Origin of the sequence: Rhodococcus gordoniae (genome assembly GCF_001646655.1) — a bacterium.
GTDB classification, from domain to species: Bacteria; Actinomycetota; Actinomycetes; order Mycobacteriales; family Mycobacteriaceae; genus Rhodococcus; species Rhodococcus gordoniae.
In genome coordinates this window covers 1-23,407 of the sequence record NZ_LPZN01000062.1, presented here as the reverse complement: position 1 = coordinate 23,407, position 23,407 = coordinate 1, and the positions used below count along the sequence as shown (strand labels likewise).

Below are 23,407 nucleotides of genomic sequence, written 5' to 3'. Positions count from 1 at the left end.
ACCACCAGCACCGACGTCTGAAACTCACCCCGAGCCCGCTTGCGCGCGATCACCTTCCGCCACACCCACCGCGTAAGCAACAAACCGACAAGACCCACAGGCAGCGCGATGGCCAAATATCCACGTGCCAGTTCCAGGCGGAATACGAGTGCGATGATCGCGATGAACCCGAATAGTCGAGCGGTACTCGATACGACACGTTGATATTCGCTATGACCTGCGCCGATGACACGCCGTGACCGCGTGCGAAACAGCGCGAGAGTGATCAACCAGAGACCGGCAAGCCCCACCGAGATGAGGGCATAGCTGAGTTCGGACACCGGCTCCGTCGTCGATAGGTCGCCCTGCCCGAATCGGACGGTATGTGCCACAACGACGGCCAGCACAACGACAATCACGTCGGACCAGATCAATCGGCTGATATAGGACTGCTGCCAGTTTCGACGGTTCGCCGAACTCGACGGCTGACGCTGTCCACGAATGGAATTGGCGTAGTCCCCCACGAGGGCATCGGGTACGCCGTGACTCGCCTCCCCGACGGCGGTCATAGCCCAACCACCCACATCGTTGTCTCCTCCCCGAGACACCTACTGCTCGCACGCACAAGCAACGCCGGACCCGATCCGCGTACCCTCCCCGGTCGCGTGACCTGCCCGTTGCGTGCCCAGCCGGGCGCAGTTCTTCCAGTTGTACGCGTGTCGCTCCTATGCGAAAACGCTCGTTGAGACTGTAACGTTACTTACGATATCTGGCAGCTTGAACAGTCGTCCAGATGGAACCTTCTTTTGAGTGTGCCGCGTGGTTACGGTTGGCGACACGATCCGCGTTTACAAGTCCCGCAAAAGGCAATCTTCCCTGCTATCTTGCACTTTCAGTGCATTCTTCGATTCGCGAACCCGCAGGGCGGCCCCTAGACTGCGCTTACCGACCCCCCACGTGATGCGGGATTGATGGTCGGAATCTTGAAGGTGAGATCCATCTCACCATTGCTCAACGTTTTGGCCGTGCAATCGCGGGTATTCCGGCGCGGTCATGCGCTCGACAGGGGAGGCGAGGGTAGAACCATGCAAGAAGTAGGAGTGCGCAGAGCTTTCCGCACAGCGGTGGTACCGGCGGCAGGGATGGGCACCAGATTCCTGCCGGCCACGAAGACTGTGCCGAAGGAGCTGTTGCCGGTGGTCGACACCCCAGGCATCGAACTCGTCGCGACGGAAGCCGCCCAGTCGGGAGCTCAACGACTTCTCATCGTGACGGCTCCCGGAAAGGACGGAGTTGTCGCGCATTTCGTCGACGACTTCGACCTCGAGAAGCACCTCGAGGCCAAGGGCAAGCTCGCGCTGCTCGAGAAGGTACGCCGCGCACCGAATCTGCTCACGGTGGCATCGGTTGTTCAGGAGAAGCCGCTCGGTCTAGGTCACGCTGTCGGCTGCGCAGAAGCCGCTCTGGAGCCTGACGAAGATGCGATCGCCGTTCTTCTCCCGGACGACCTCGTGCAACCGAGCGGCATCCTGGAAACGATGGCTCGTGTCCGCGCCAAGCGTGGAGGAAGCGTGCTGTGCGCCATCGACGTTCCGAAGAGCCAGGTGAGCTCGTACGGCGTATTCGAGGTCGAGGAAGTACCCAACGTCGCAAATCCGGATGTTCTGCGAGTTCGCGGCATGGTGGAGAAGCCCGCTCTTGCCGACGCTCCCTCCACGCTTGCTGCCGCCGGTCGTTACCTCCTCGATCGTGAGATCTTCGACGCCCTTCGCCGAATCAAGCCGGGTGCCGGCGGAGAACTTCAATTGACCGACGCAATTGCGCTGCTGATCGAAGAAGGTCACCCGGTTCACGTCGTCGTGCATCGCGGGACCCGCCATGATCTGGGCAACCCGGGTGGATTTCTCCGTGCAGCCGTCGACGCGGCACTCGACAGTGACGAATACGGCGACGGACTCCGCAAGTGGCTCCACGAGCGGCTTGATCTTGGTTCTGCTAGCGCCGGCTGAGCGAAGTGCGATCGAATCACATCGATGGGACTTAGGTCCTTGCTTCGATGTGCCGTATGGCACCAATTCTGGTTAAATTCTCAAGTGTGTTGCCTCCCTGCAACATGCCCCTTCCCCTCCCCGGGAATTGGCAGCACCTGAGCCCCGCTGGCTCCTCCCCCCTGCCAGCGGGGCTCGCGCCACTTGGGAGACCCGTATAGGCGTTGACGCCCCTCCGTGTGGGTGCCAAGATGATCAACCACGCGCTCGAACGCGTGTGCGAAAACTGAAAACAGATGGCCCGCCGCGACTGGCATCGCGACGGGCCGGATGTCCGACTAAGTAGGAGTCGAACATGCGTCAGCATACCCATGCGCAGGTGACATCGTGAGCATCGAAGCGATCACCTGGGCGCTCGAACGCGCCGCAATTCCGTCCCCAACTCCGCCCGGGATGCCCTCGGCACCAGCACTGACGGTGGTCCTGCTCGGCCTCGCCAATCACGCGTCCCGTCACGGCGCGGACGCATATCCATCCGTGCGGACACTCGCCGGGTACGCCCGCATCAGCGAACGCCAAGTGCAGCGTTGCTTGAAGGCGCTCGCAACCCTCGGCCTCATTTCCCGGGGTGATCAAGAGCGGATCGCGGCGACAATTTCTCGCGAAGACCGCCGACCCGTCCTCTACAACTTGTCGATGAAGCGGGGTGACACGTCGTTACCCCGCAGCTCCGAACGAGGTGACAAGACGAAGCGCCACGGGGTGACAGGAACGACCGAGCGGGGCGACATCCCGGTCACCCGAACCGTTCTTGAACCAAGACATGAACCTGCTGCACTCCCCCACGCGTCGAAGCGCACCGGCGCTGTCGAACCCGAAGAGCAGCAGCCCCCTTCCCTCGATCAACTGGCCACGGCGTGCCGCCGGGCCGGCCTCACTGCCCGGTTCGATACTCTGACAGCCGCGAAGCGCGCACTCGTCGAACAATCCATCGACACCCATGGAGTAGAGGCTCTTGTCCGTGCCGCGCTCGAACGTCATCGACCATGGGATCCAGCTCGTTCCGCGGCGGCGTGGATCCCGGTCTGGCAGTCACTGCAACCACCCCGACCGAAACTCCCACCGCGGTGCGGTGGGTGCGATGAGTACGGCTGGCTACCCGACGACGAGCTCGGGCGCGCGGTACGGTGCCCGTGCCGTCAGGTGACGTCGCACAGGATGCCCGCTCCGTTCCAAGAAACGATGCCGTTGGCTGCGTGAACGCACTCGCCGCCGTCGACAACGCGCTGCATCCCTTATTTTCCTTGGTAGCAACATATTCCGACCATCGGACGGCGTCGTGCGAGACACGGTGGCGTCGTGAGTCGGACATCGTGGACCTCTTTCCTCGGTACCATGAGCCCGTAGTCACGAATACGAGCGGCGGTATACCGCAGAGGATGTGAGGCAACTGGCACCCGAAGGAATCGAGCGTCGACCGATCGCAGTGTGCGTCGTCGGAGCCGGCACGATCGGACAGACCGTGATCGACGCTCTGCGCGACGACACGGTGCCGGGTGTGAGCCTCGCGGCCGTGCTTACCTCACGAAGCAGTACAGAGGAAACCGACGCTGCGTTCGACACCGCCGACATCGTGGTGGAAGCAGCCACCGTCGACGCAGCCCGCACCCTGCTGCCCGACGCGGTGCAACGCGGTAAGGACATCGTCGTCTGCTCATGCGGTGTCTTCGCCGAGCGCGGCTTCGATGTGGAATCGTTCGGGGCGGGGCCAGGACGTGTGCTGCTCCCGACGGGCGCGATCGGTGGCTTCGACATTCTGGCCTCGGCGGCACGAGCAGGCACACGCGACGCCCGCCTGACTCACACCACGATCAAACGACCCAGTGCTCTCGGCATCGAAGAAGGTCTGGACGCGGAACGTGAGGTGTTTCGAGGATCCGCCAGAGAAGCAGCACTGACCTTCCCTCGAACTTCGAACTCGTCGGTGGCTCTCGCGTTCGCGACGCTCGGGCTCGATCGGGTCGAGGTGGTGGTCATTGCCGACCCGGATGCCACCAGCACACGTCACATAGTGAAGTGGGAGTCACCGCTCGGCCGATACGAGTTGATGTTCGAGAACTCGATCGACCCGGCGTCGGACGGGCGCACCTCCGCGATCACTGCCTGGTCGGTGGTCGAGGTTCTTGCGGCCCTGTCGCGGGGAATCGGGTCAGGTGCGGTCGTGCTGGGGACTCCTCGGAGAAAGGAGCGCGCTCCGAAGTGGCCCGATGCCTTCACCTGAAGGACATTGTCGCTTTCGCGTGTTTGACGAAGAATTTCGGGACCAAAGTCCTCACCGGGTGGTCCGAACCGTAACGGCTTCTGTCACATTCGTGTTTCCTGATGGTTCTCCAGGTAGCGGCAGATGAACCAGTGCTGTACACAGTGTGAAACAACACATTTCGCACGTGAAGGTGTAACTCCCTACCGGGAGTGGCTATTCGGTTTCACCTGACCTACTCGCACCCTGGAGCAGCCTGTGACGACATCATCGCCTTCCGACCGACCGGCGCGGGTACTTTTCCTCGGCACTCCCTCCGATGCCGTCGCACTCGACCGGTGGAGAGAACTGCAGGAGAGCCTCGATCTCGCAGGCATCGAGACCATCACTGCCTTCGAAGGCGAAGTGGATTACGCGATCCTCACCGAGGACATCCTCGACGGCTACTGCACCACCGCCGAAGCACTCACCCTTCAGAAGCTCCGGGCTCGAGGGGTCACGTGCGCAAGCACATGCGCCGGCCCCGAGCAGATCCTTGCAGCGCTGGCGGAAGCCTCCTCCGACGTTGCTTCGGTCGTGCCGATCTCGGCAGCCAGGGGACGCACTTACGGAGGGGCTGTACGCAGCGCGGTCTGACGTTCCAGAACGAGTCGTGCGCGTCGGTGGTCATCACCGACGCGCACGATTCGTTTGTTGCGGCTCAACCCTGGGCGACGGCGTCCGCCGTTGAGGTGGGCCGTCGAGCCTTCACGTAGCCCGATTCCATCGACTGCTCGTACCACAGGCGATCCGGGCCCCGTCAGAGTTGCTGCTGCCCGCTCTGGGCGGGGCAGGCTCAGCCGGCGTCCCGCCACTGCTCGTCGTCCTGGTGGAGCGACGGCGGGATCTCGCGTTTGTCGCGGGCGCGGATGACACGGCCGAAGACGATCGCGACGGCCACCGATACGGCTAGCCACCCGACGATCAGCCAGAAAACCCAGTTCACATATCGAACAACGTATGAAGTCCCCGGTTTGTTACTGCCGGGTAAGGAAGTCACCTGCAGATTCACCCGTTCGCATGACACTGTTCGGATTACACGGGGCTCGCGTCATTCATTCGAAGGAGCCAGCCGGCCCGGTCCGTCTTCTGGCGGACGGTCCTAGCCGACGAGCTCAACCATGCGAACGGCAACCTTCGCCACAGTGGTGTTCCCGCCGCTCTGGGTGTCATAGGAGTAACTTCCCTGCACCTCCACGTACATCGTGACGATGTCGTCCTCGACGACGTTCGCGATGACCGCAGGGCCGGAGACTACGACCAGCGTGTTGCAAGTGAAGTGCTCGTTTACGGCGACGGCATCCCACCGTTGACATGGATCGTCGCACCCACCACGTAGCTCGATTCCGGCGACGCCAGGAACACATAGGCCGGCGCCAGCTCGGTCGGCTGCCCCGCACGTCCGAGCGGTGTGTTCTGCCCGAACTCGGGCAGTTCTTCCTTCGGCTGGCCGTCCGACGGCTGCAACGGCGTCCAGATCGGTCCGGGCGCAACCGCGTTCACACGGATACCCTTCTCCGCCAGCTGGGTCGCCATGTTCTTCGTGAAGTTGTTGATCGCGGCCTTCGTCGACGAGTAGTCGATCAACGCCGGCGACGGTTGGTACGCCACGATCGAGGTGGTGTTGATGATCGTCGAGCCCGGCTGCAGATGCTTCAACGCCGCACGGGTGGTGCGGAACATCGCGAGGATGTTGACCTGGAAGGTCTGCTCGAGCTGATCGTCGGGCAGGTCGTCGAGCCCCTCTACCGCGATTTGCTTGCCCGCGTTGTTGACGAGGATGTCCAGTCCTCCGAGCTGCTCGACCGCCTGGTTCACGACGTCGGAGCAGAACGAGGCATCCGTCAGATCACCGGGGAGAGCGACCGCCTTGCGACCGCTCTCGGTGATGATGCGTGCGACATTCTTGGCGTCGGGTTCTTCGTCCGGCAGGTACGAGATCGCGACATCGGCGCCCTCGCGCGCGAACGCGATGGCAGTGGCCGCGCCGATGCCGGAGTCGCCCCCGGTGATCAGCGCCTTGCGACCTTCGAGGCGGCCCGTGCCCCGGTACGAGAATTCGCCGATGTCGGCCTTGGGCACCATGTCGGCGTCGAGTCCCGGCTCGGGCTGATCCTGCTTCGGAGGTGAGATGGACGGGTAGCGAGTAGTCGGATCCTGAAACTTCAGTTGATCGGTCTTGGTGGTGTGCACGTCTTGCTCGGCCATGAGTACCGCCTGTGAATCGATGGTGGATCGAAGTGCTCGAGAGCTCGTTGCACAGTGGCTTCCCGAGGCGACCGGACCGCAAACGCCCCGGCACTCACCGAGGGCGATCAGCGCTTGTCCGCCCCGACGGGCAGGCATGGTGAAGATGAGTCTGCGTCGGTAGGGGCCTCACGTTCGTCTCGCACGCGGATGATCCGGCCGAAGATCATCGCGACGGCAACCGACACGAGAGCCCAGCCGAGCAGTACATACAGGATCCAATGCACACTTGGACAACGGTCCAACTCGTGGTTGCGTTACGCCGATGGGCAGACTTCACCCCGAACTTCACCCTGTCGAGCGGGTCACTCCTGTGCTTCGACCTCGAAAGTGGCCGCGAAGAGCAGAGACCCCGCCGGAAGGGCATGCGAATAACCTTCCGGCGGGGCTCGACGTCGCCGTGCAGGGGACGGCGACAGTATGTGACACTAGCGTGTTGTTGATCTTGATTCCAGGGCTACGTCCCCTGAGAGTCAGTACGCACCTTCGCTGGCGACGACAGCCTTCACGGTCTTCGCGATGATCAGCACGTCGGAGACCATCGACCAGTTCTCCACGTATGACAGATCCAGACGCACCGACTCGTCCCACGACAGATCCGATCGGCCGCTGACCTGCCAGAGACCCGTCACGCCCGGACGCACCAGCAGGCGACGCTTGACCCGGCCGTCGTAGCTCTCCACCTCGCGACGCAGCGGCGGACGCGGACCCACCACGCTCATCTCCCCGCGCACGACGTTGAGGAACTGCGGCAACTCGTCGAGGCTGAACCGACGCAGGACCCGGCCCATGCGAGTGACGCGCGGGTCCTCTTTCATCTTGAACAGCAGTCCGGCGCCCTCGTTCTGATCGAGCAAGGCGTCGACCATCTTGTCGGCGTTCTGCACCATGGACCGGAACTTGATCATTCCGAACGGGGTTCCGTCGAGGCCGATGCGCTCGGACTTGTAGAAGATCGGGCCGCCGTCCTCGAGCTTGATCAGCAGCGCCACGATCGCGAACACCGGGGCCAGGCACAGCAGAGCGGCGAGCGAGAACGCGAGGTCGAACAGACGCTTCCCGCTGCGCTTGGCACCGTGATAGCTCGGCTTCTCCACATGGATCAGCGGCAACCCGGCAACCGGACGCATCTCGATGCGCGGGCCGGCGACGTCGACGACACCGGTCGCCACCACCAGATCGGCGCGTTCGGGTTCGAGCTGCCACAGCAGGTCGCGGATGCCTTCGTGGCCGAGCGTCTCGGTGGCGGTCACCGCGACGGTGTCGGCACCCGAGGCGCGCAACGCTTCGACGACGGTGCTCTCGTCGCCGTGGATCGGGATCTGCCGTCCGTCCACATCGATGCTCTCGCCCGGCACACCGGAATAACGCGGCACGCACACACCCACCACGCGATAACCCTCGCCGCTGCGACGCTGAAATGTGCTGGCCATGTGACGAACTGCGCGAGCGCCACCCACCACGAGCACCGACGTCGTGAATTCACCCTTCCGCCGCCGACGTGCGACGACCCGTCGCCAGACCCACCGGAAGAACAGCAGGCCTGCGAGACCGGCGGGCAGTGCGATGGCGAGATAGCCACGCGCGAGCTCCATCCGGAAGATGAGCGCGACGATGGCGACCAGACCGAAGAGATAGAGCGTCGCCGAGACGACGCGCTGATATTCCTCGAAGCCGGCGCCGATCACCCGCCTCGACCGCGTGCGGAAAAGGGCCAGGAAAGCGATCCATGCGACGCCGAACGCGACGGAAATAAGGGTGTAACTCAGCGTTCCGACGCCGTCCATGGTGACCATCGAATCCTGCCCGAACCGCATCACGTGCGCGAGGGCGACTGCCAGCGCGATAACCAGACTGTCGGTGACGAACAGCGTGTCGACGTAGGACTTCTGCCAGTCCCATCGCGTGGACATCCGACTGCCGGCCGGCGCGCCGGCACCGGCGTGGATAGCCGAAATGCCTTGCACAGCATCGTCGTTCGCTTGACGAACCGTGGTCATGACGGAAGAACCCTCATTGTGTCTCCTCCCCGAGACGCGTCGACACTCGAGTACCTCCCTGCACTCGAAGGTCGACAACCCCGTATATCGATACCGCATCCTCCGTAGCGGCGCCGATACGTTATGCGATTGAGATCATCGCACAGATTTGTTTCTTACGCGCGACAACAAAGGGGAAGTTTTATCGCCACATCCGTACCCGCCCCGATCGCGATGCCGACATCGGCGCGCACCAGGGCAGGAGCATCGTGGACGCCGTCGCCGGAACATTTCCCCGTGCGCGCCGTGCCTCGCATGTCGATCGCGGCCGGCGTGTTCGTAGGGTGTGTTCGTGCGCCTGCTGGGACATCGACGGCTCCTCACTCGGCCGACGGGACGAACCGCAAGCGCAGATCGGCTACAGAGTGGTCGACAGCTGACGCATCGTGTCGATTTCCTTCTGCTGGGTGTCGGCGATGGTGCGAGCCAGCTCGACCGTGTCGGGATACCGCCCGTCCTCGATCTCGTCCTGCGCCATCTCGATCGCGCCCTCGTGGTGGACGATCATCTGCTCCAGGTACATACGGGCGGCGGCCACGCCCTGAGCATCGGACAGTGCCTGCATGTCCTGCTCGCTCATCATCCCGTCCATGTGCGGCATCTCGTCCATGTGCGGCATGCCGAGCATGTCGCCTCTGTCCATCCGGGGAGTGTCCTCCCGGTGCATGGGCGTCATGCCCCACTCGTCGAGCCACGCCTCGAACTGCTCGATCTCGGGTTGCTGCTCGGCCTTGATCTGCTCGGCCAGCGCCCTCACCGGCTCCGGGATCCCCTCCTTGGCGAGCAGCATGTCGCTCATCTCGACGGCCTGCGCGTGGTGCGGGATCATCATCCGCGAGAACATCACGTCTTCCTGATCGAACGGTGCGGTGTTCTCACCGGACGTCGCGGCAGGCGAAGCGCTGGTCGTTCCCTCGTCACTACCGGAACCACTGCACGCCGACGTCGTGAATGCCACCGCCAGCGCGATCGCACCGGCGGCCAGAGCCTTCTTGTTCATGGCATCCACCCTCGCGTGTGCGATCCCGGGTTCGGGTGGAGATCGTATGAAGATTTGCTCAAGAAGTTCGGGCACGTCGTCAGCACCACGGCGGGTGACGATGATGGGTCCCATGCCTTCCTCTGTTCGCCCGACGGGAACATCCGGCGGATCCGCACCCGCCCCGAGCTCGACCGCCCGGATGCGGGCCATGGTCGTCGAAGACGAGGAGTCGTTGGCGAACCTCGTCGGTTCGTATCTCGAACGCGACGGTTTCGATGTGACGATCACCGGCGACGGATCCGAGGCAGTGACGCTCGCCCGCCGGATCGACCCCGACATCCTCGTGCTCGACCTCGGCCTCCCCGGGCTCGACGGCATCGAGGTGTGCCGGCAGTTACGCACCTTCTCCGACGCCTATGTCGTGATGCTCACCGCCCGCACCGACGAGATCGACACCTTGATCGGACTGTCCGTCGGAGCCGACGACTACCTCACGAAACCGTTCAGCCCGCGCGAACTCATGGCCCGCATCCAGGCGATGCTGCGCCGTCCCCGGACGGCAGGCCCGGTGACGGACTCTGCGGGCCGACCGCCCCGGACGTTCGGCGCTCTGTCCATCGACGTCGACGGACGAGAGGTCGCCGTGGGCGACACACCGGTCGCGCTCACCCGCACCGAGTTCGACATCCTCGCCGCCCTGTCCCAGGACCCCGGTGTCGTGTTCACCCGAGCACAGCTCATCGCGGCCGTATGGGGGCAGAACTGGGTCGGCGACGAACACCTCGTGGACGTGCACATCGGCCACCTGCGCCGCAAACTCGGCGACGACGCGACCCAGGGACGCTTCGTGCGCACCGTGCGGGGCGTCGGCTACCGGATGGGCACAGGGCGATGACGGCATCCTCCCCCACCGGCATGAGCTTCGGCACCCGCCTGTTCGTCGCATTCATCGCTGTCGTCGTCGGATGCGCCGTCAGTGCGTGGCTCGTGGCCTCCGCCCTCGCCCCCGGAATCTTCCACGACCATCTCGGCCAGGCCGGCATCGACCACAATTCGAGTCAGGCGGCGCACGTCGAAGAGGCATTCACCTGGTCGATCGTTCTCGCGTGGGGTCTGGCAGTCGCGCTCGCAGTGCTCCTGGCGTCCGCAGTGAGCTGGTACATCGCACGCCGCATCCAGCGTTCGCTCACGTCGGTGACCACCTCCACTGCGCAGATCGCCGGAGGCCGGTACGACACCCGTGTCGCCGCCCCGGGACTCGGCAGCGAATTCGACCAAGTAGCGGCGAGTTTCAACGAACTCGCACGGCGACTGGAAGCGACCGAAACCACCCGGCGCAGGATGCTGGCCGATCTCGGTCACGAGATGCGGACCCCTATCGCCACACTCGACTCGTATTTCGAGGCACTCGAGGACGGCGTCCGAACCTTCGACGACGACACGCGGCAGATCCTGCGTTCGGCGACCCTCCGATTGGACCGGCTGGCGCAGGACATCACCGCTGTGTCCCGCGCCGAGGAACACCTCACGCGCATCACGCCGGTACCCACCACCACCGGCGCCCTCGTCACCACGGCAGTCGACGCGGTGCGCGAACAGTACGACGGCAAGCAGGTGGCGCTGCACGTCGACATCGCAGAATCCGCGCCGGTGACGGTCGATCCGGAACGCCTCGGGCAGGTACTGGCGAACCTGCTGGACAACGCTCTGCGGCACACCCCGGAAGGTGGCACCGTCACCGTCGCCACGCGCATGCTCGATCGCGCGCGGACAGAGATCACCGTGACGGACACGGGCAGCGGAATCTCGTCCGATCACCTCGACCATCTCTTCGACAGGTTCTATCGTGCCGACACCGCACGCGACCGGAACCACGGGGGCACCGGTATCGGGCTGACGATCGCGCGGGCGCTCGTCGAAGCCCATGATGGTCGTATCCGCGTGCACAGCGAAGGACCGGGTCGAGGAGCGCGGTTCACCCTCGAATTGCCGACGGCAGATCAGACGTAGTTGGCCAGCACGAACTCGGTCAGACCCTTCCGGACCGCGTCGACCGCATGCTTCTGCCCTCGCTTCAGCACGAAACCGGGAACCGGAACCTTCGGTTCGAGCGACATGGTGACGTGCACCCGGGTGCCGCGCGCAATCTGTTCGAGGGCGTACTCACCGTCCTGGCTGCGCTGCATCGCGCTGTCGAGGAGAGTCCACGACGTCGACCGTTCGGCCCAGTCGTGCTCGATGGTCTGGGTGTCGGAGAAACCGAACAGCGACAAGGTCATGCGAACCCGATGTGGGCGGCCGTCGGCATCCCGGGTGAGCACCTCGACACTCTTGTGGGCCGAGGACCATTCCGGTATGCGCTCGACATCTTCGAGCGCGCGCATCACCTGTTCGGGCGCGGCGTCGATGTCGAATCGGTCGGAGACGGTGGCCGCCATGTCGGGTCCTCCTCATAGGCGTGGATGACGCAATACACCGAGGAATTGACCCTGTGTGCCGCCGTCAAACGTGCGGCGATCAGTTCTGCATGAGGATCTTCTGTTCCTTCAACAGCGGATAGGACGCGAGTTCGCTTCCGTCGAGATCCTCCTTGTGCATGTCCACACCGGTGATCTGGCTGTTCTCGTATGTGCGGTAGTAGTAGATGCCCTTGTCCGTATTGCAGCACGACGAGTAGATGGTGATCTCGTACTTGTCGCCGAGCCGGACACATCCTCGCTGCTGCTCGACGGATCCGAGAATGTGGAAGAACTGGCTGATCGCTTCGGATTCGGAATCGCCCGAGATCGAGTTCACCTTGGTGAAGGCGGCTTTGACGAAGCGTGACATCGAGGACAGGTCGCCCGGCAGCCCGACGGCGCCGAGGCCGCGGCTGTACACGTCGAACGGTATTTCCTTCGAGAAGTGCGGCTCGGGCGGATCGACCGACAAGTTCATGAAATTGTTGATGTTGAACAGCTGGATATCGAAGGTCGGGTTGTTGGTGAGGACCTGGATCGGATTCTCGTGGACTTTCAGGCCCTCCGCGACAGCTTCGACCGTGACGGACTCGTTCCTGTCGGAGATGATCCAGTGCAGCGGCGACGGCGGGAATTCCTCGCTGAAGGCGGTGTCGACGATCCGCACATCCGCAAGTGCGTCCCGTACCTGCGCGACGGTCTCGAACTGCCCGAGGACCCACGGAATGAACTCGAACGACGCGACGTTGGTGCCGTCCTCGGACGGCGGCTTGTAATCGGCATTGTCGGGGAAATTCAGGCCCGCCATGCTCAGACCTTCGTCGTTGGTCGCGTCGTAGTAGAGCGGATAACCGTCGGCGACGGTCGCCATGCCGATCATGGCGTGATGCGACTTCAGCGACGGCACCCTGCGGAACTCGAACGGGAAGTTGCGTGGGGTGACCGTCACCGCTTCCCGGTAGGAGTACTCGAGGTCGAGATTCCGGCCGAAGTAGTGGTCCTTGGCGGTGTAGTTGGCGGCTGTGCACATGCGGCTACCTCCGAACTGTTTCGTCCCACGATATCGGCATATCCGTGGACTCATGGCGCTTCGGCCGGTACTCATGCGAGAACGATCAACGCTCCGCCGAGACCACCTCATTCTTGCCGCTCACCGAGTGCCGCCGCTTCAATTCCTGGGCGGCATGCCGGTACGAGGACGGGCGGGCAGGCAGTAGCCATTGCAGCAGGCGGGTACCAGGGCCGACATTCAGGTCGATCTCGTCGAGAAGCTCGTCCACGTGCCGAAGCGAGAAGGGAATGATATTCGTGCCACGAGCCTGCTTCCCCTCGGTGCGCTCGATCATCCAGTCCAGTCGCGAGCGGACGAACTCGCGGCGCTCCTCCATGGGAGGAATATCCCCGCCCAGCATGTGATTGACACTCCACAACGCCGCGGCCTCGGCGCTGAGCGGACTGAACAACGACGACCCATAGCCGACGAAGTACAGGTTGGCCACGTCGTCGGGCAGGATCTGACGGTAGAGCAGGAAGTTGCCGTCATCATCGAACAGGCGTGCCTGCACCTCTGCCGAGAGGAACGGCACTCGCTGTACGAACCCGGTGGCGCAAACGACCACATCCGCCGGCAGCACCGTTCCATCGTCGAGTTCGGCGACCGGCCGACCGTCCTTCTCCCTCAGAACCACGATGGATCGGCCCCGTCGCACCGAGATCGTGCCGGCCTCGACCTTCTCGTAGAAACCCTCGGTGGCGAGGCTGACCGCATGACGCACGATCCGCTCGAACGATCCCTCCGGCACCAGTCCGGTCCGATCGAGCCGTAGTTGCCGACGAGCGACCCTTTCGACAACGCCGAGCAGACCGTTCCGGACGAACTTGCCCCGCCCGACCAGAAACCGCCCGAATCCTCGCTGCTCGACGTGCTCGAACAGCCCCTCGCTGAGACGAGTGAGCAGGATGTACTTGTAGTTGAGCACGTTCGCCAGCTTGCGCGGCATCTTCCATGTGACCTCGCGAGCCACGACCGTAGTGGACGCCGCGACCTCGCTCAGCGCCTCGGCTACGTCGCAGGATGATTTGCCGTACCCGACCACCAGCACGTCACGAGCCTCCGCATCGGCGAGATCATGGAAATCCGATGCTGCACAGAGCCGGCCGCCCGCTGCCTCGTACTCGCCCTTGCCTTCGTAGGGCGGGACGAACGGGTCACAGAAGATACCGTTGGCCACCACGAGGAAGTCGTACTCCCCCACTGTGAGCTCATGCGAGTCGAGGTGCCGACTGGTGACCCTCCACCGCTCGGACACCGGATCCTGGTCCGCCGAGACCACTTCGGTGTTCAACCGCAACAGACGCCGAAGTCCGAAATGTTCGACATAGCCTTCGAGGTATCGCTGGACCTGCTCACCGGTAGGCCACTCGGGGTACTCGTCCGGCATCGGGAAGTCCGAGAACGCATACGTGCCCTTGTTGTTCTGCGTGGTGACACCAGGATACCGGCGCGTCACACTCCACACCCCACCGACGTCGGGTGTCCGATCATAGATGTGGACGTCGAAACCGAACTCCGACAGCAGTTTCGCCGAACACAGGCCGGCTATACCCGCACCCACCACTGCAACGCTTCGTCCCCGTGCGGTCATGCCTTGTTCGCCTCCGCGGCGTCCTCGGCGAAGAACGCACTCACCAATTGCTGGAAGCGCGCGGCGTGCTCGATCTGAGTCCAGTGACCGCACTTACCGAAGACGTGCAACTGCGCATTGGGAATCAGGCCGAACATCTTCTGCGACGCGGCGACCGGGACCACGCGGTCCTCTCGTCCGTGCAGGATGAGTACCTCGTGCTCGATGGCAGCCAGGTGCTCGTCGGGAACGATCTGCGCGTCCAGCCACCGCTGCCGAGGTGCGGGGAAGACCTGTTCGAAGGCTTCCTGTGCACCCGGCCGGATGGTCGCCCGGTACCGCAGTTCGGCCAGTTCGTCGGTGACCAGAGACCGGTCGTAGGCCATGATGTCCATGATCTTCTTCATGTTCTCGACCGAGGGTGTGTACCCCCAGAGCGCATCGAGTTCGGGCGTGAAGTCGAACTGCACGCCACCGGCTCCCATCAGTACGATTCGGCCGAGACGTTGCGGGTGCCGAACTGCGAGGTGCAACGCGAGGCCACCACCGAACGAGTTGCCGACCACGTGCACCTTCGGGATCTGGAGTCCGTCGAGGAGAGCGAGGATCTGATCGATCCAGGTATCGAAGATCTCGAACCGGACCGGATCGGGAAGGGTGGTGTATCCGAAGCCGACAAGGTCGGGAGCGATTACTCGACGCTGCTCTGCGAGGGCGGGGATCAGTCCCCGCCAGTTGGCCCATGCCGAAACGCCGGCGCCGGAACCGTGGAGGAGCAGCACCGGAATGCCGTCTCCTTCCCCTACGTCGTGATAGTTGGTTTCGAATCCGGCGGTGCGGATGGTCTGTGCAACTTCGGGATTGACATCGACCTGCATCAGAACTCCTCGGAAGTGAAGACGGAAACCACCGCGGCGAGCAGGTCGTCCTGCGGCCGCTCGGGAGAGGGGTATGCCTGCTTGCTGTGCGACAGGCCGGTCTGCACGAGCATCTCGCACATCTTGTAGGCCACGACACCGGGATTGAGCACCGGCACGTCGAGGACGGTGGACAGGTGGGCATGACTCCGGTGCATCGTCGTCGAGCCCAGGATGATGACGTCGGCGCCGTCCTCCGCAATCGCTGTCTTCGCCTCGCGCTCGAGTGCTGCGAAGACGAAATCCTCCTTGCCTGCCAGTAGTTCGGCGGTGTCGGGACGGACACCGATGTCACGCACGGAAGCGAGCCGGGAAGTGATGCCGTTCTCGCGAGCAGCCTTGTGGTACAACTCGTGCCACTGCGGCCACATGGTGATCACCGAGAACTTCCTGCCGAGCAGGCAGGCCAGCAGCATCGTGGCCTGACTCGGTGCGACGACCGGGATGGACAGCCTCGAGCGCAAGGCGGCGAGCGCCGAATCGCTCATCGAGTTCACACAGACCCCGACGTAACCCTGCTCTTCCGCACGACAACCCGCGTCGAGCACGAAAGCGTCCGCGAGGGTCGTCTCGTAGGCGCTGTCGAGGGCGCCGCCACCATTGCGTGCCGAGACGAAGACGTTCTCGAACGCCGGGTGCACGAAGTCACCGGAGAGCTGGGCGGCGAAAGCGTCCAGCGCTTCCGGCGGAACCGGAACGGGGACGATGTTCAGTACGCGCTTCACAGGTCGAGTTCCTCTCGGGTACGGGTCAGGGTGTCGACGACCGCGAACGCGATCGCCCGGGTCGCCATCATCACGTCGGTCACCGAGGCGACGCCCATGCCGCCGAGACCCTCGTCGAGTTCGGCCGGGGCACTCGCCGGTGGCCAGGGGTAACCGATTCGGGCACAGGGAACTCCGAGACGACGGATAAGGGTCCCGTCGGTCTGTCCGCCCAGCAGCGGGGTGGACTCGTAGGGCCTGCCCTCGACTTCTTCCCAACCGCGTCGACAGCTCCGGATGATCCAGTTGTCGGGGTCGGTCATGCCGCCCGGCAGGGACCCGTACATCTCCCAATCCAGTTCGATGTCGGGATGCCGCGTGCGCAGGGCACGAATCATCTCGGCGAACTGGTGGCGCACCTCGCCGGGTGTGGTCCGTGGATTGACCCGCACGTCGAGATAGATCTCGGTCGCGGCGGACGGGAAGGCCGGCTTGTCCGGGTTTCCGGAGCGGACCGCCGAGATCCACCCCTCCGGCAGCGTCGACCCGGAGGTGTTGCGTGCCGTGTATTCCGGCAGCCACGCCTCGATCGCGTGGATCACCGTGGCCGCGGGCACGATCGACGACCGGAAACCCTCGGTACCGCGACTGATACCGGCGTACCCGAAGGTCCCGCGCACGGTCACCTTGAACCAGCACATCCCGGGTTCCTCCGGGTACACCGCCCACCACGGCTTCAGCACGATCGCGTGGTCGGGCATCATACCGTGGGTGAGCAGGTGGAACACACCGGAGCTCATACCGACCTGGTCGCGGTTGCTCATACTCACCGGCATCCCACCACCGGCGAACCCGATGGCCAGATCACCCAGCAACGGCAGGTCGGCGTCGACGACCGCGTGCAGCACCTCGGTCAATCCCGCCACCATGCACTTCGGATTCGATGCACCGAGCCCGATCACCAGATCACCGTCGACCTTCGCCTCCGGAATCATGTCGGGCCGCAACGACTTCCCGACCCATGGCACGTCGGCCTCGGGGTCGATATGGGTGTCTATGGGCGCGTAGAGGAGTAGTCGGCTACCGCAACCGGCACCGGGCAGCTCACCGATCGCGTTACCGGTGTGCTCGGAGATCGGCTGGTACCGGGCACCGATACCGACCTTCTCCTGCAAGTAGTTCGCCATGTATTCGGACGCGGGACGCTCCCGACCGGTCGGACTGTGGATATTCACCAGGTCGACGAGCAGGTTCCTGAACCGGTCGGGGTTCAGTTTCGCGCAGACTTTCTCGTACATCTCCCGCCGAGCGGGGTCCAGCGTCACGGCGTCGGTGGTATCGAGAGTGTCGGTCACGGTCGGCCCCCTTCGTGGACCTCGAAACGATGCGCCAGTCCCACGCGGTCGGTCAGGCACGTCGCGATACGGACCAACCCCTGATCGGCGTGGTGCGGCGCGACGATCTGGATGCCGAGGGGCAGACCTTCGACCCCACGTCCCGCAGGCAGACCGACTGCCGGACATCCGGCGATACTGGCGAGTTTGTTGAACACCGGGTCCCCGGTACCGGCCTCGATCGGCGGGGCCTCACCCGGCGCCGCGAGCGTGACCAGGACGTCGACCTCGGTGAACACACCTCCGACGAACGCTCGGACGTCCCGCAGCACCTGACGCGCCGACTGGATCTCGCTGGGGGTGGCGGTGCGGCCGTCGTGCAGAAAGCGATGCAACTGCTCGGAGACGCGTTCGGCGTGTGGCCGGGCGACACGCTCGGAGAGCGAGGCGGCGGCTTCCGCGGCCATGATCAGGGTGTGCGCACCGTCCAGCGCGCCCAGCGCGTCCGGGACCGGCACGTCCCGTACGTCGGCCACCACACCGCGCAGATTCTCCGCGAACTCGTCGAGCAGCGCGGCTGCGGCCGAGGTGGCCCGGTCCGCCCACGGCGGCCGGAGAATCCCTACCCGAAGTTCGTGCAACGCCGGAAGGACCGACGCCGGCGGAGTGGAGGCTCCGTCGGTCGAGAGCGACTCGTCCATCGCACCCAGCCATGCCGGATGACGAGCGAAGGCACCGACGGTGTCGAAAGTCAGCGCGACGGGAAGGACCCCGTCGAACGGCCACCGCCCGTAGGTCGGCTTCAGCGTGAACACCCCGCAGAACGAACCCGGCCGCAGCACCGACCCTGCGGTCTGGGTGCCGAGTGCGAGCGGCACCTGACCGTCCGCGACGGCAGCCGCGGACCCACTCGACGATCCGCCCGGAGTTCGACCGAGCCCGTGCGGATTCCGGGTCGCAGTAGGCCGGTAGGTAGCGAACTCCGTGGTGGTCGTCTTGCCGAGGATCACGGCGCCGTCGCGCCGGAGCCGGCGGACGACCTCCGCGTCCTGCACGGGTCGCCAACCGGACCACAGACTCGACCCGTAACCGGTCGGCTGGTCGCCGGTCTCGATGATGTCCTTGAGCCCGATGGGAATGCCGTGCAGCGGAGATCGTCGCTCTTCTCCGTCCCGCGCCCGGGCCTGCTCGATCGCAAGACCGGGGTCGAGGTGCGCCCATGCCCCGACTACGTGATCACGCTTCGCGATCCGGTCCAGACAGCGCTCGACGGCAGACACACTCGGGTGCTCGTCGGCGAGGATGCCGGCAATCGGAGAGTCGGTCTCGGAACCGGTCACGGTATTCATCCGGCCTTCTGTGGCTCGTGGCCCCACCGCGACGGCGAGCGGAAGGTCTTGACCTCCCAGCTGTCGGAGTCGATCCTCTCGCCTCCGTAGCCGATCTCGATCGCGAAGCCGGACGGTGTACGCATGTAGAACGACGTGACGCCGTCGTTGGTATGTCGGCCGAAGGTCATCTGCAGTGCGATCCCCGCACCGGTGACGAGATCGTAGGCGCGGCCCACGTCGTCCAGGGATGCCACTTCGATCATCAGATGGTTGAAGTCGCCGCCTGTGAAGCTGAAGCACTCGTTCATCAAGGCCAGGCTGTGATGCCGCGGATTGCAGTGCAGGAAGGTGGCGTCCGCGCCGTCCCAGACGATGTAGTCGGTGAGATCGAAACCGAGGACGCGGGTGTAGAAGTCGACCGCGGCGGGGTAGTCCTTGCACATCAGGACCACGTGACCGAGGCCGAGTTCACCGGTGACGAACCCACTGATCACCCCTCCCCCGGCAAGCGGGGTGTGGTCGATCGTGGGCCCGAAGACCACCTCGTTCGGAAAACCGTCGGCGTCGGTGAATCGGAACGCCGCGACGGCAAGTCGCTCTTCCGGTGAGCCGGTGTCGATCCATTCGACGTCGATGCCCTCGGCCGCGACCCGCTCCGCGATATCGCGGAGATCGTCGAGGTCGTCGACCTCCCAGGTGATGGCCCGGATCCGGTCCTCGTCCGCGGGGTACAACGCAATGCGGTGGTGATGGTCGTCGAGCCGGATCAGCAGTGGATCGCTGTCGTCGACTCGGGGGCGTGCCTGCAGGCCGAGCAGATCGACCAAGACCTGACGCCAGGTGTCGAGATCGGAGACATCGACACTCAGAGCGCCCAAGCGGGTGATGCTCATATCGTCCTCTGTTTCGAAAGGGGTGCCGCGGCGAGCGGCTAGCTGGGAAGGAATTGCTCGGCGTGAATGCGCTCGGCCGGCAGGCCGAGTTCGACCAGCCGGTCGTGCGCGGCGGCGAGCATCGCGGGAGGTCCACAGAGATAGGCGGCAGTACGGGGGTCACGAACGTCGTCCGCAGTGAGGACGCTGACCGGGTTTCCGGTGAGGACCCCGTCGATGGAGGTCGGCTCATCGGACACGACCCGGACGTCGAGAGTGCGCATGAAACTCTGCCGTGCACGGAGTTCGTCGAGGTGGAACAGATCCGCTTCCCTGGTACATCCGAATACCAGGCGGATCGGGGTGTCCTCGCGAGCGGTCTGCAGATTCTCGAGCATGGACAGCATCGGCGCGAGACCGGTGCCGCCGGCGATCATCAACGTGGGGCCGGATTCCTCCACGAGACCGAATGCGCCGCTGGGGCCTTCGATTTCGATCTTGTCGCCGACCATGGCACCGTTGCGGAGATAGTCCGACATCGCCCCCGACGGCAGGACCCGGATCGTGAAGGTGAGCTTCTTGCGGTCGCGCTCACCCGAGGCCATCGAGTACGAGCGCCACTCCTCGGTACCCGGCACCTGCATCCGGACGTACTGCCCCGCACGGAAGGCGAACCGGACGGATTTCGGCAGTTTGAGCACGAGCTCCACCACCGACTCTCCGAGCCAGGTGATCGCGCCGACCTTGGCGGTGGCGGCGACGAGTGGGTAGTCGTCCAGCATCGAGGCCGGATAGTCGAGTTCGACTTCACTGTCCGCGCACGCCACCGACTGGCACAACAGGCGCTGTCCGTCGCGGATCTCGTCCTGTCGCAAGGAGAACACTCGATCCCGAGGCATCTGGAGGTCGCCGCGAACGACCTTGCCGACGCACGTGCCGCACGTACCGACGGTGCACTGGCTGACCAGGCGGACCCCGGCGGCCTCTGCCGCCTCGAGGACCGTCGAGCCTGCAGGCACGGCCACCGTCTTGGTGCCGTCCGCGAACGTCAGGTCCACGGTGTGGGTGACATCTGTACCGGACGTCGCGACCGCTTCGGTCGGGGTGATCGTCATGGTTCAGTCCTCGTCGAGGTACGGCGACTCGAAGAATCCCCGGGGGTGACGAGCTGCCATCTTGCGCCACGCGATGATGGAATAGTCCATGTCGCACAGCATCTCGTTGTTCCAGCCGTCGAAGCGGGTGTAGTGCTCCTCGGTGGCCTCACGCGCGAAGACGTCGCTGTTGTTGAAACCTTCCAGTGCCAGGGGCAGCATGAAGTTGTCGTACTTGAAGTTGAATTCCGCGATCTCCTCGTCGGTACGGGCGCGGGTAGCGATGACTTCCCAGTACTCGTGATGGTGATCGTCGATCGGGACATAGAACTCGTACTGGACGTGATCGGTGATGGGCCAGTGTTCGACCATCAGGACACCGGGAACCCACAGCGATGTGCGGAAGTAATGCGGCACCGTGCCGCGAGCCTTCATGTTGACCTTGGGGTTGTCGAGAACCGGCTGGTACAGGTCGGGACGGTCGTAGCGGTTCATCACGCCCTTGGGGCCGTTCTCGATGTCGATCTCCTCGGTCGCGGAGTCGGTGAGAGCGTTGACGCCGAGAGGCAGAGCACGGTCCAGAGCGACAAGGATCTGGTTGTCCCAGTGCACCAGCAGGTGTCCTGGGTCGAGGCCGTTCTCGGCCGCGAGGCGCCAGTTGCCGACCAGCTTGCGGTGGATCCCGCGGATCACGATGCCCTCGTCGAGTAGGTGCGGAACCGGAGAATCGTTGGGATCGTTGGTGACCGGTGCAGGAAGATCGTTGGCGAGCGGCGGAGGGGTGCCGAAATCCTCCTCACCCACGAACACGTAGATGATTCCGTTGGCCTCTTCCACCGGGTAGGTCCGGATGCCGGCCTTTCCGATCAGCGAGTCGTCGGGGTTGCCGACGATCGTCGTGAGGCTTCCGTCCTCGAGTCCGTAGGTGAAGCCGTGGTACCAGCAGGTGATCGTGCCCTCGGACAGGCACATCGGTTTCGCCGAGAGCTTCACCCCGCGGTGGATGCACCGATCGGATACCGCGTAGGCCTTGCCGGCGCTGCGGCGCAACGCGATGTCATGTCCACCGATGGTGACGCCCTTGGCGCTGCCGTCCTCGAGCTCGTGGGAGAGCAGAGCCGGATACCAATGGTTGGCGAAGCCCCAGTCTGCCTGGACATATGGGGCGTACTGGCGGGTGACTCCCGCCGACGATCCGCTGTGCGAGATAGCGGTCATGGGACAACCTCCCTGGAGGTGGTGGGTGGGGTTTCGGTCGGCTCGTGGGCCGGCACGACCGCGAGGGACCCGGAAGCCGGGTTTCGGAGAAGTGTGGGGTGACACATCGCTGTGTCTGAAGCCACAGTATCGAAGTTTCATGAAACGTCAATAGAAAATCCACGGAATTTACATTGAAGGCATGCGCGCAATCTTGATACCGTGAACTCGCGCGGCGCCACCGCCGCGGGGCGCAAGCCCGGGCCGATCGCGGAAGACAGTGATGACCAGCGCAGACTCCGAGCCGACCAGCGATACCGCACCCCTGCCCACCGGCAGACGCTGGCATCTCGCCGAGAACGCCTACGAGGACGCGCTGACGTCCTTCGAGTTCGCGATCCTCCAAGCCGAGGGCGGCTTCCAACGCTTCGCCATCCAGGCGATCCGAGCCGCCACAGATCTCGACCTGGCATTCAACGAGATCGTGGCGTTGCACGTCGTGCGAATGCAGGAGCGGTCCAAGGACACCGCGACGATCGCCCAACTGACCAACCGGGAGGACCTGCCGAACCTGCAGTACAACCTCCGCAAACTCGTCAGTCTCGGCCTACTCGAACGACGGAAGGCCGGCACCTCCTCGGTCTTCACCGTCACCGAGAAGGGTCGGGCCGTCACCGACCGTTATGCCCAGCTGCGTCGCGAAACCCTGGTGTCCAACCTCGAGGAACTGAGCGACATCACGACGAAGTTGCGGCACGCGTCGCGATCGATGCAGGTACTCACCGGCTTGTACGAAGCCGCGAGCCGCGAACTCGCCACCCTCAACACCGCCGTCCTGTTCGAACCTCTCGAGAACGGGTCGCGGCCCCGGCGCTCGACGAAGCGCACTTCCGACTGAGCGACCCCGCTTCGGTCGGATGCTCATGCGAGAACGGCCCCGGAGTCGAACTCCGAGGCCGTTCTTGTAGGGCATTTCTCAGTAGGCGCCGTCGCTGGCGAGGACCGCCTTGACGGTCTTACCGATGATCAACACATCCGAGACCATCGACCAGTTCTCCACATACGACAGATCCAACCGCACCGACTCGTCCCACGACAGATCCGACCGACCCGACACCTGCCACAACCCCGTCACCCCGGGGCGAACGAGCAGCCGCCGCTGGACCCGACCGTCGTAGGCCTCCACCTCACGCCGCAACGGCGGACGCGGACCCACCACACTCATCTCCCCACAAAGAACATTGAGGAACTGCGGCAACTCGTCGATACTGAACCGCCGCATCACCTTCCCCACACGAGTAACCCGCGGATCGTCCTTCACCTTGAACAACGGACCCGCAC

At 64.3% G+C, this 23,407-nt stretch carries 22 protein-coding genes and 2 pseudogenes; 7 read left to right on the top strand and 17 right to left on the bottom strand.

Going from position 1 to position 23,407, the window contains the following annotated elements; all coding sequences use genetic code 11:
• A pseudogene (locus tag A8G18_RS19705) lies at positions 1-548 on the bottom strand (sugar transferase); the annotation flags it as partial.
• A 516-nt stretch (positions 549-1,064) separates the two neighbouring features.
• Here A8G18_RS19705 and A8G18_RS19700 point away from each other — a divergent pair.
• A complete protein-coding gene (locus tag A8G18_RS19700) occupies positions 1,065-1,988 on the top strand; it encodes a UTP--glucose-1-phosphate uridylyltransferase (RefSeq protein WP_064065208.1) in 924 nt (307 codons plus the stop codon).
• Positions 1,989-2,420: 432 nt separating this feature from the next.
• Positions 2,421-2,576 (top strand): annotated as a pseudogene (locus tag A8G18_RS23700) (helix-turn-helix domain-containing protein); the annotation flags it as partial.
• A 108-nt stretch (positions 2,577-2,684) separates the two neighbouring features.
• Here A8G18_RS23700 and A8G18_RS19695 read toward each other — a convergent pair.
• Complete coding sequence (locus A8G18_RS19695; RefSeq protein ID WP_064065207.1) at positions 2,685-3,008, bottom strand: hypothetical protein; 324 nt, start codon at positions 3,006-3,008, stop codon at positions 2,685-2,687.
• A 400-nt stretch (positions 3,009-3,408) separates the two neighbouring features.
• Between A8G18_RS19695 and A8G18_RS19690 the strand changes: the two genes are divergently transcribed.
• A complete protein-coding gene (locus A8G18_RS19690) occupies positions 3,409-4,248 on the top strand; it encodes an aspartate dehydrogenase domain-containing protein (RefSeq protein ID WP_245207944.1) in 840 nt (279 codons plus the stop codon).
• Between the two features lie 237 nt (positions 4,249-4,485).
• Positions 4,486-4,863 carry a hypothetical protein gene (locus A8G18_RS23485; protein WP_242496640.1) on the top strand — a complete coding sequence of 126 codons (378 nt, stop codon included), beginning with the start codon at positions 4,486-4,488 and terminating at the stop codon, positions 4,861-4,863.
• A 199-nt stretch (positions 4,864-5,062) separates the two neighbouring features.
• Here the strand turns inward: A8G18_RS23485 and A8G18_RS22905 are convergent, their stop codons facing one another.
• The 4 genes from A8G18_RS22905 to A8G18_RS19670 form a co-directional block, all read right to left on the bottom strand.
• Positions 5,063-5,278, bottom strand: a complete 216-nt coding sequence (locus A8G18_RS22905) for a hypothetical protein (RefSeq protein ID WP_129975836.1) — start codon at positions 5,276-5,278, stop codon at positions 5,063-5,065.
• Positions 5,279-5,553: 275 nt separating this feature from the next.
• Positions 5,554-6,474 (bottom strand): SDR family oxidoreductase, encoded by a 921-nt coding sequence (locus A8G18_RS19680; RefSeq protein WP_064065205.1) that lies wholly within the window; start codon positions 6,472-6,474, stop codon positions 5,554-5,556.
• A 512-nt stretch (positions 6,475-6,986) separates the two neighbouring features.
• Positions 6,987-8,426, bottom strand: a complete 1,440-nt coding sequence (locus tag A8G18_RS19675) for an exopolysaccharide biosynthesis polyprenyl glycosylphosphotransferase (RefSeq protein ID WP_064065204.1) — start codon at positions 8,424-8,426, stop codon at positions 6,987-6,989.
• Positions 8,427-8,910: 484 nt separating this feature from the next.
• Positions 8,911-9,552 carry a DUF305 domain-containing protein gene (locus tag A8G18_RS19670; protein ID WP_064065209.1) on the bottom strand — a complete coding sequence of 214 codons (642 nt, stop codon included), beginning with the start codon at positions 9,550-9,552 and terminating at the stop codon, positions 8,911-8,913.
• Positions 9,553-9,742: 190 nt separating this feature from the next.
• Here A8G18_RS19670 and A8G18_RS19665 point away from each other — a divergent pair, with 190 nt between their 5' ends.
• Together A8G18_RS19665 and A8G18_RS19660 are read left to right on the top strand one after the other, a co-directional pair.
• A complete protein-coding gene (locus tag A8G18_RS19665; RefSeq protein WP_016932017.1) occupies positions 9,743-10,429 on the top strand; it encodes a response regulator transcription factor in 687 nt (228 codons plus the stop codon).
• Positions 10,426-11,544 carry a sensor histidine kinase gene (locus A8G18_RS19660; protein ID WP_064065203.1) on the top strand — a complete coding sequence of 373 codons (1,119 nt, stop codon included), beginning with the start codon at positions 10,426-10,428 and terminating at the stop codon, positions 11,542-11,544. The genes A8G18_RS19665 and A8G18_RS19660 overlap by 4 nt, the downstream gene beginning before the upstream one ends.
• On the opposite strand, the gene A8G18_RS19655 is transcribed toward A8G18_RS19660, so the two are convergent.
• The 10 genes from A8G18_RS19655 to A8G18_RS19610 all read right to left on the bottom strand — a co-directional run bounded on the left by A8G18_RS19655 (position 11,535) and on the right by A8G18_RS19610 (position 22,087).
• A complete protein-coding gene (locus tag A8G18_RS19655) occupies positions 11,535-11,972 on the bottom strand; it encodes an SRPBCC family protein (protein WP_064065202.1) in 438 nt (145 codons plus the stop codon). The genes A8G18_RS19660 and A8G18_RS19655 overlap by 10 nt on opposite strands.
• Positions 11,973-12,051: 79 nt before the next feature.
• The gene (gene bsh, locus A8G18_RS19650; protein WP_064065201.1) at positions 12,052-13,023 is read right to left on the bottom strand and encodes a choloylglycine hydrolase; all 972 of its coding nucleotides are present in this window, start codon (positions 13,021-13,023) and stop codon (positions 12,052-12,054) included.
• Positions 13,024-13,108: 85 nt separating this feature from the next.
• Positions 13,109-14,638 (bottom strand): flavin-containing monooxygenase, encoded by a 1,530-nt coding sequence (locus A8G18_RS19645; protein WP_064065200.1) that lies wholly within the window; start codon positions 14,636-14,638, stop codon positions 13,109-13,111.
• Positions 14,635-15,495 (bottom strand): alpha/beta fold hydrolase, encoded by an 861-nt coding sequence (locus A8G18_RS19640; protein ID WP_064065199.1) that lies wholly within the window; start codon positions 15,493-15,495, stop codon positions 14,635-14,637. The genes A8G18_RS19645 and A8G18_RS19640 overlap by 4 nt, the downstream gene beginning before the upstream one ends.
• Positions 15,495-16,259 (bottom strand): aspartate/glutamate racemase family protein, encoded by a 765-nt coding sequence (locus tag A8G18_RS19635; protein WP_064065198.1) that lies wholly within the window; start codon positions 16,257-16,259, stop codon positions 15,495-15,497. The genes A8G18_RS19640 and A8G18_RS19635 overlap by 1 nt, the downstream gene beginning before the upstream one ends.
• Positions 16,256-17,593, bottom strand: a complete 1,338-nt coding sequence (locus A8G18_RS19630; RefSeq protein WP_016932024.1) for a zinc-binding metallopeptidase family protein — start codon at positions 17,591-17,593, stop codon at positions 16,256-16,258. Before A8G18_RS19630 ends, A8G18_RS19635 begins: the two co-directional genes overlap by 4 nt.
• Positions 17,590-18,921, bottom strand: coding sequence for an amidase (locus A8G18_RS19625; protein ID WP_064065197.1), 1,332 nt, complete (start codon positions 18,919-18,921; stop codon positions 17,590-17,592). Before A8G18_RS19625 ends, A8G18_RS19630 begins: the two co-directional genes overlap by 4 nt.
• Complete coding sequence (locus tag A8G18_RS19620; RefSeq protein WP_064065196.1) at positions 18,918-19,796, bottom strand: VOC family protein; 879 nt, start codon at positions 19,794-19,796, stop codon at positions 18,918-18,920. The genes A8G18_RS19625 and A8G18_RS19620 overlap by 4 nt, the downstream gene beginning before the upstream one ends.
• Positions 19,797-19,834: 38 nt before the next feature.
• On the bottom strand, positions 19,835-20,890 hold the full coding sequence (locus A8G18_RS19615; RefSeq protein ID WP_064065195.1) for an FAD-binding oxidoreductase: 1,056 nt from the start codon (positions 20,888-20,890) through the stop codon (positions 19,835-19,837).
• Between the two features lie 3 nt (positions 20,891-20,893).
• The gene (locus tag A8G18_RS19610; RefSeq protein WP_064065194.1) at positions 20,894-22,087 is read right to left on the bottom strand and encodes a Rieske 2Fe-2S domain-containing protein; all 1,194 of its coding nucleotides are present in this window, start codon (positions 22,085-22,087) and stop codon (positions 20,894-20,896) included.
• A gap of 262 nt (positions 22,088-22,349) precedes the next feature.
• Here A8G18_RS19610 and A8G18_RS19605 point away from each other — a divergent pair, with 262 nt between their 5' ends.
• Positions 22,350-22,964 carry a helix-turn-helix domain-containing protein gene (locus tag A8G18_RS19605; RefSeq protein ID WP_064065193.1) on the top strand — a complete coding sequence of 205 codons (615 nt, stop codon included), beginning with the start codon at positions 22,350-22,352 and terminating at the stop codon, positions 22,962-22,964.
• A gap of 78 nt (positions 22,965-23,042) precedes the next feature.
• Here A8G18_RS19605 and A8G18_RS19600 read toward each other — a convergent pair.
• Positions 23,043-23,407: sugar transferase (locus tag A8G18_RS19600; RefSeq protein WP_167352116.1), on the bottom strand; the 365-nt coding region annotated here is incomplete at its 5' end.

Coding starts and splice junctions, on each gene's coding strand:
- A8G18_RS19605 (WP_064065193.1), top strand. CDS start 22,350: ATGACCAGCGCAGACTCCGAGCCGACCAGCGATACCGCACCCCTGCCC.
- A8G18_RS19615 (WP_064065195.1), bottom strand. CDS start 20,890: ATGACGATCACCCCGACCGAAGCGGTCGCGACGTCCGGTACAGATGTC.
- A8G18_RS19610 (WP_064065194.1), bottom strand. CDS start 22,087: ATGACCGCTATCTCGCACAGCGGATCGTCGGCGGGAGTCACCCGCCAG.
- A8G18_RS19660 (WP_064065203.1), top strand. CDS start 10,426: ATGACGGCATCCTCCCCCACCGGCATGAGCTTCGGCACCCGCCTGTTC.
- A8G18_RS19625 (WP_064065197.1), bottom strand. CDS start 18,921: ATGAATACCGTGACCGGTTCCGAGACCGACTCTCCGATTGCCGGCATC.
- A8G18_RS19655 (WP_064065202.1), bottom strand. CDS start 11,972: ATGGCGGCCACCGTCTCCGACCGATTCGACATCGACGCCGCGCCCGAA.
- A8G18_RS19670 (WP_064065209.1), bottom strand. CDS start 9,552: ATGAACAAGAAGGCTCTGGCCGCCGGTGCGATCGCGCTGGCGGTGGCA.
- A8G18_RS19665 (WP_016932017.1), top strand. CDS start 9,743: ATGGTCGTCGAAGACGAGGAGTCGTTGGCGAACCTCGTCGGTTCGTAT.
- A8G18_RS19680 (WP_064065205.1), bottom strand. CDS start 6,474: ATGGCCGAGCAAGACGTGCACACCACCAAGACCGATCAACTGAAGTTT.
- A8G18_RS19645 (WP_064065200.1), bottom strand. CDS start 14,638: ATGACCGCACGGGGACGAAGCGTTGCAGTGGTGGGTGCGGGTATAGCC.
- A8G18_RS19700 (WP_064065208.1), top strand. CDS start 1,065: ATGCAAGAAGTAGGAGTGCGCAGAGCTTTCCGCACAGCGGTGGTACCG.
- A8G18_RS19640 (WP_064065199.1), bottom strand. CDS start 15,495: ATGCAGGTCGATGTCAATCCCGAAGTTGCACAGACCATCCGCACCGCC.
- A8G18_RS19695 (WP_064065207.1), bottom strand. CDS start 3,008: ATGACGTTCGAGCGCGGCACGGACAAGAGCCTCTACTCCATGGGTGTC.
- bsh (WP_064065201.1), bottom strand. CDS start 13,023: ATGTGCACAGCCGCCAACTACACCGCCAAGGACCACTACTTCGGCCGG.
- A8G18_RS19620 (WP_064065196.1), bottom strand. CDS start 19,796: ATGAGCATCACCCGCTTGGGCGCTCTGAGTGTCGATGTCTCCGATCTC.
- A8G18_RS19675 (WP_064065204.1), bottom strand. CDS start 8,426: ATGTCCACGCGATGGGACTGGCAGAAGTCCTACGTCGACACGCTGTTC.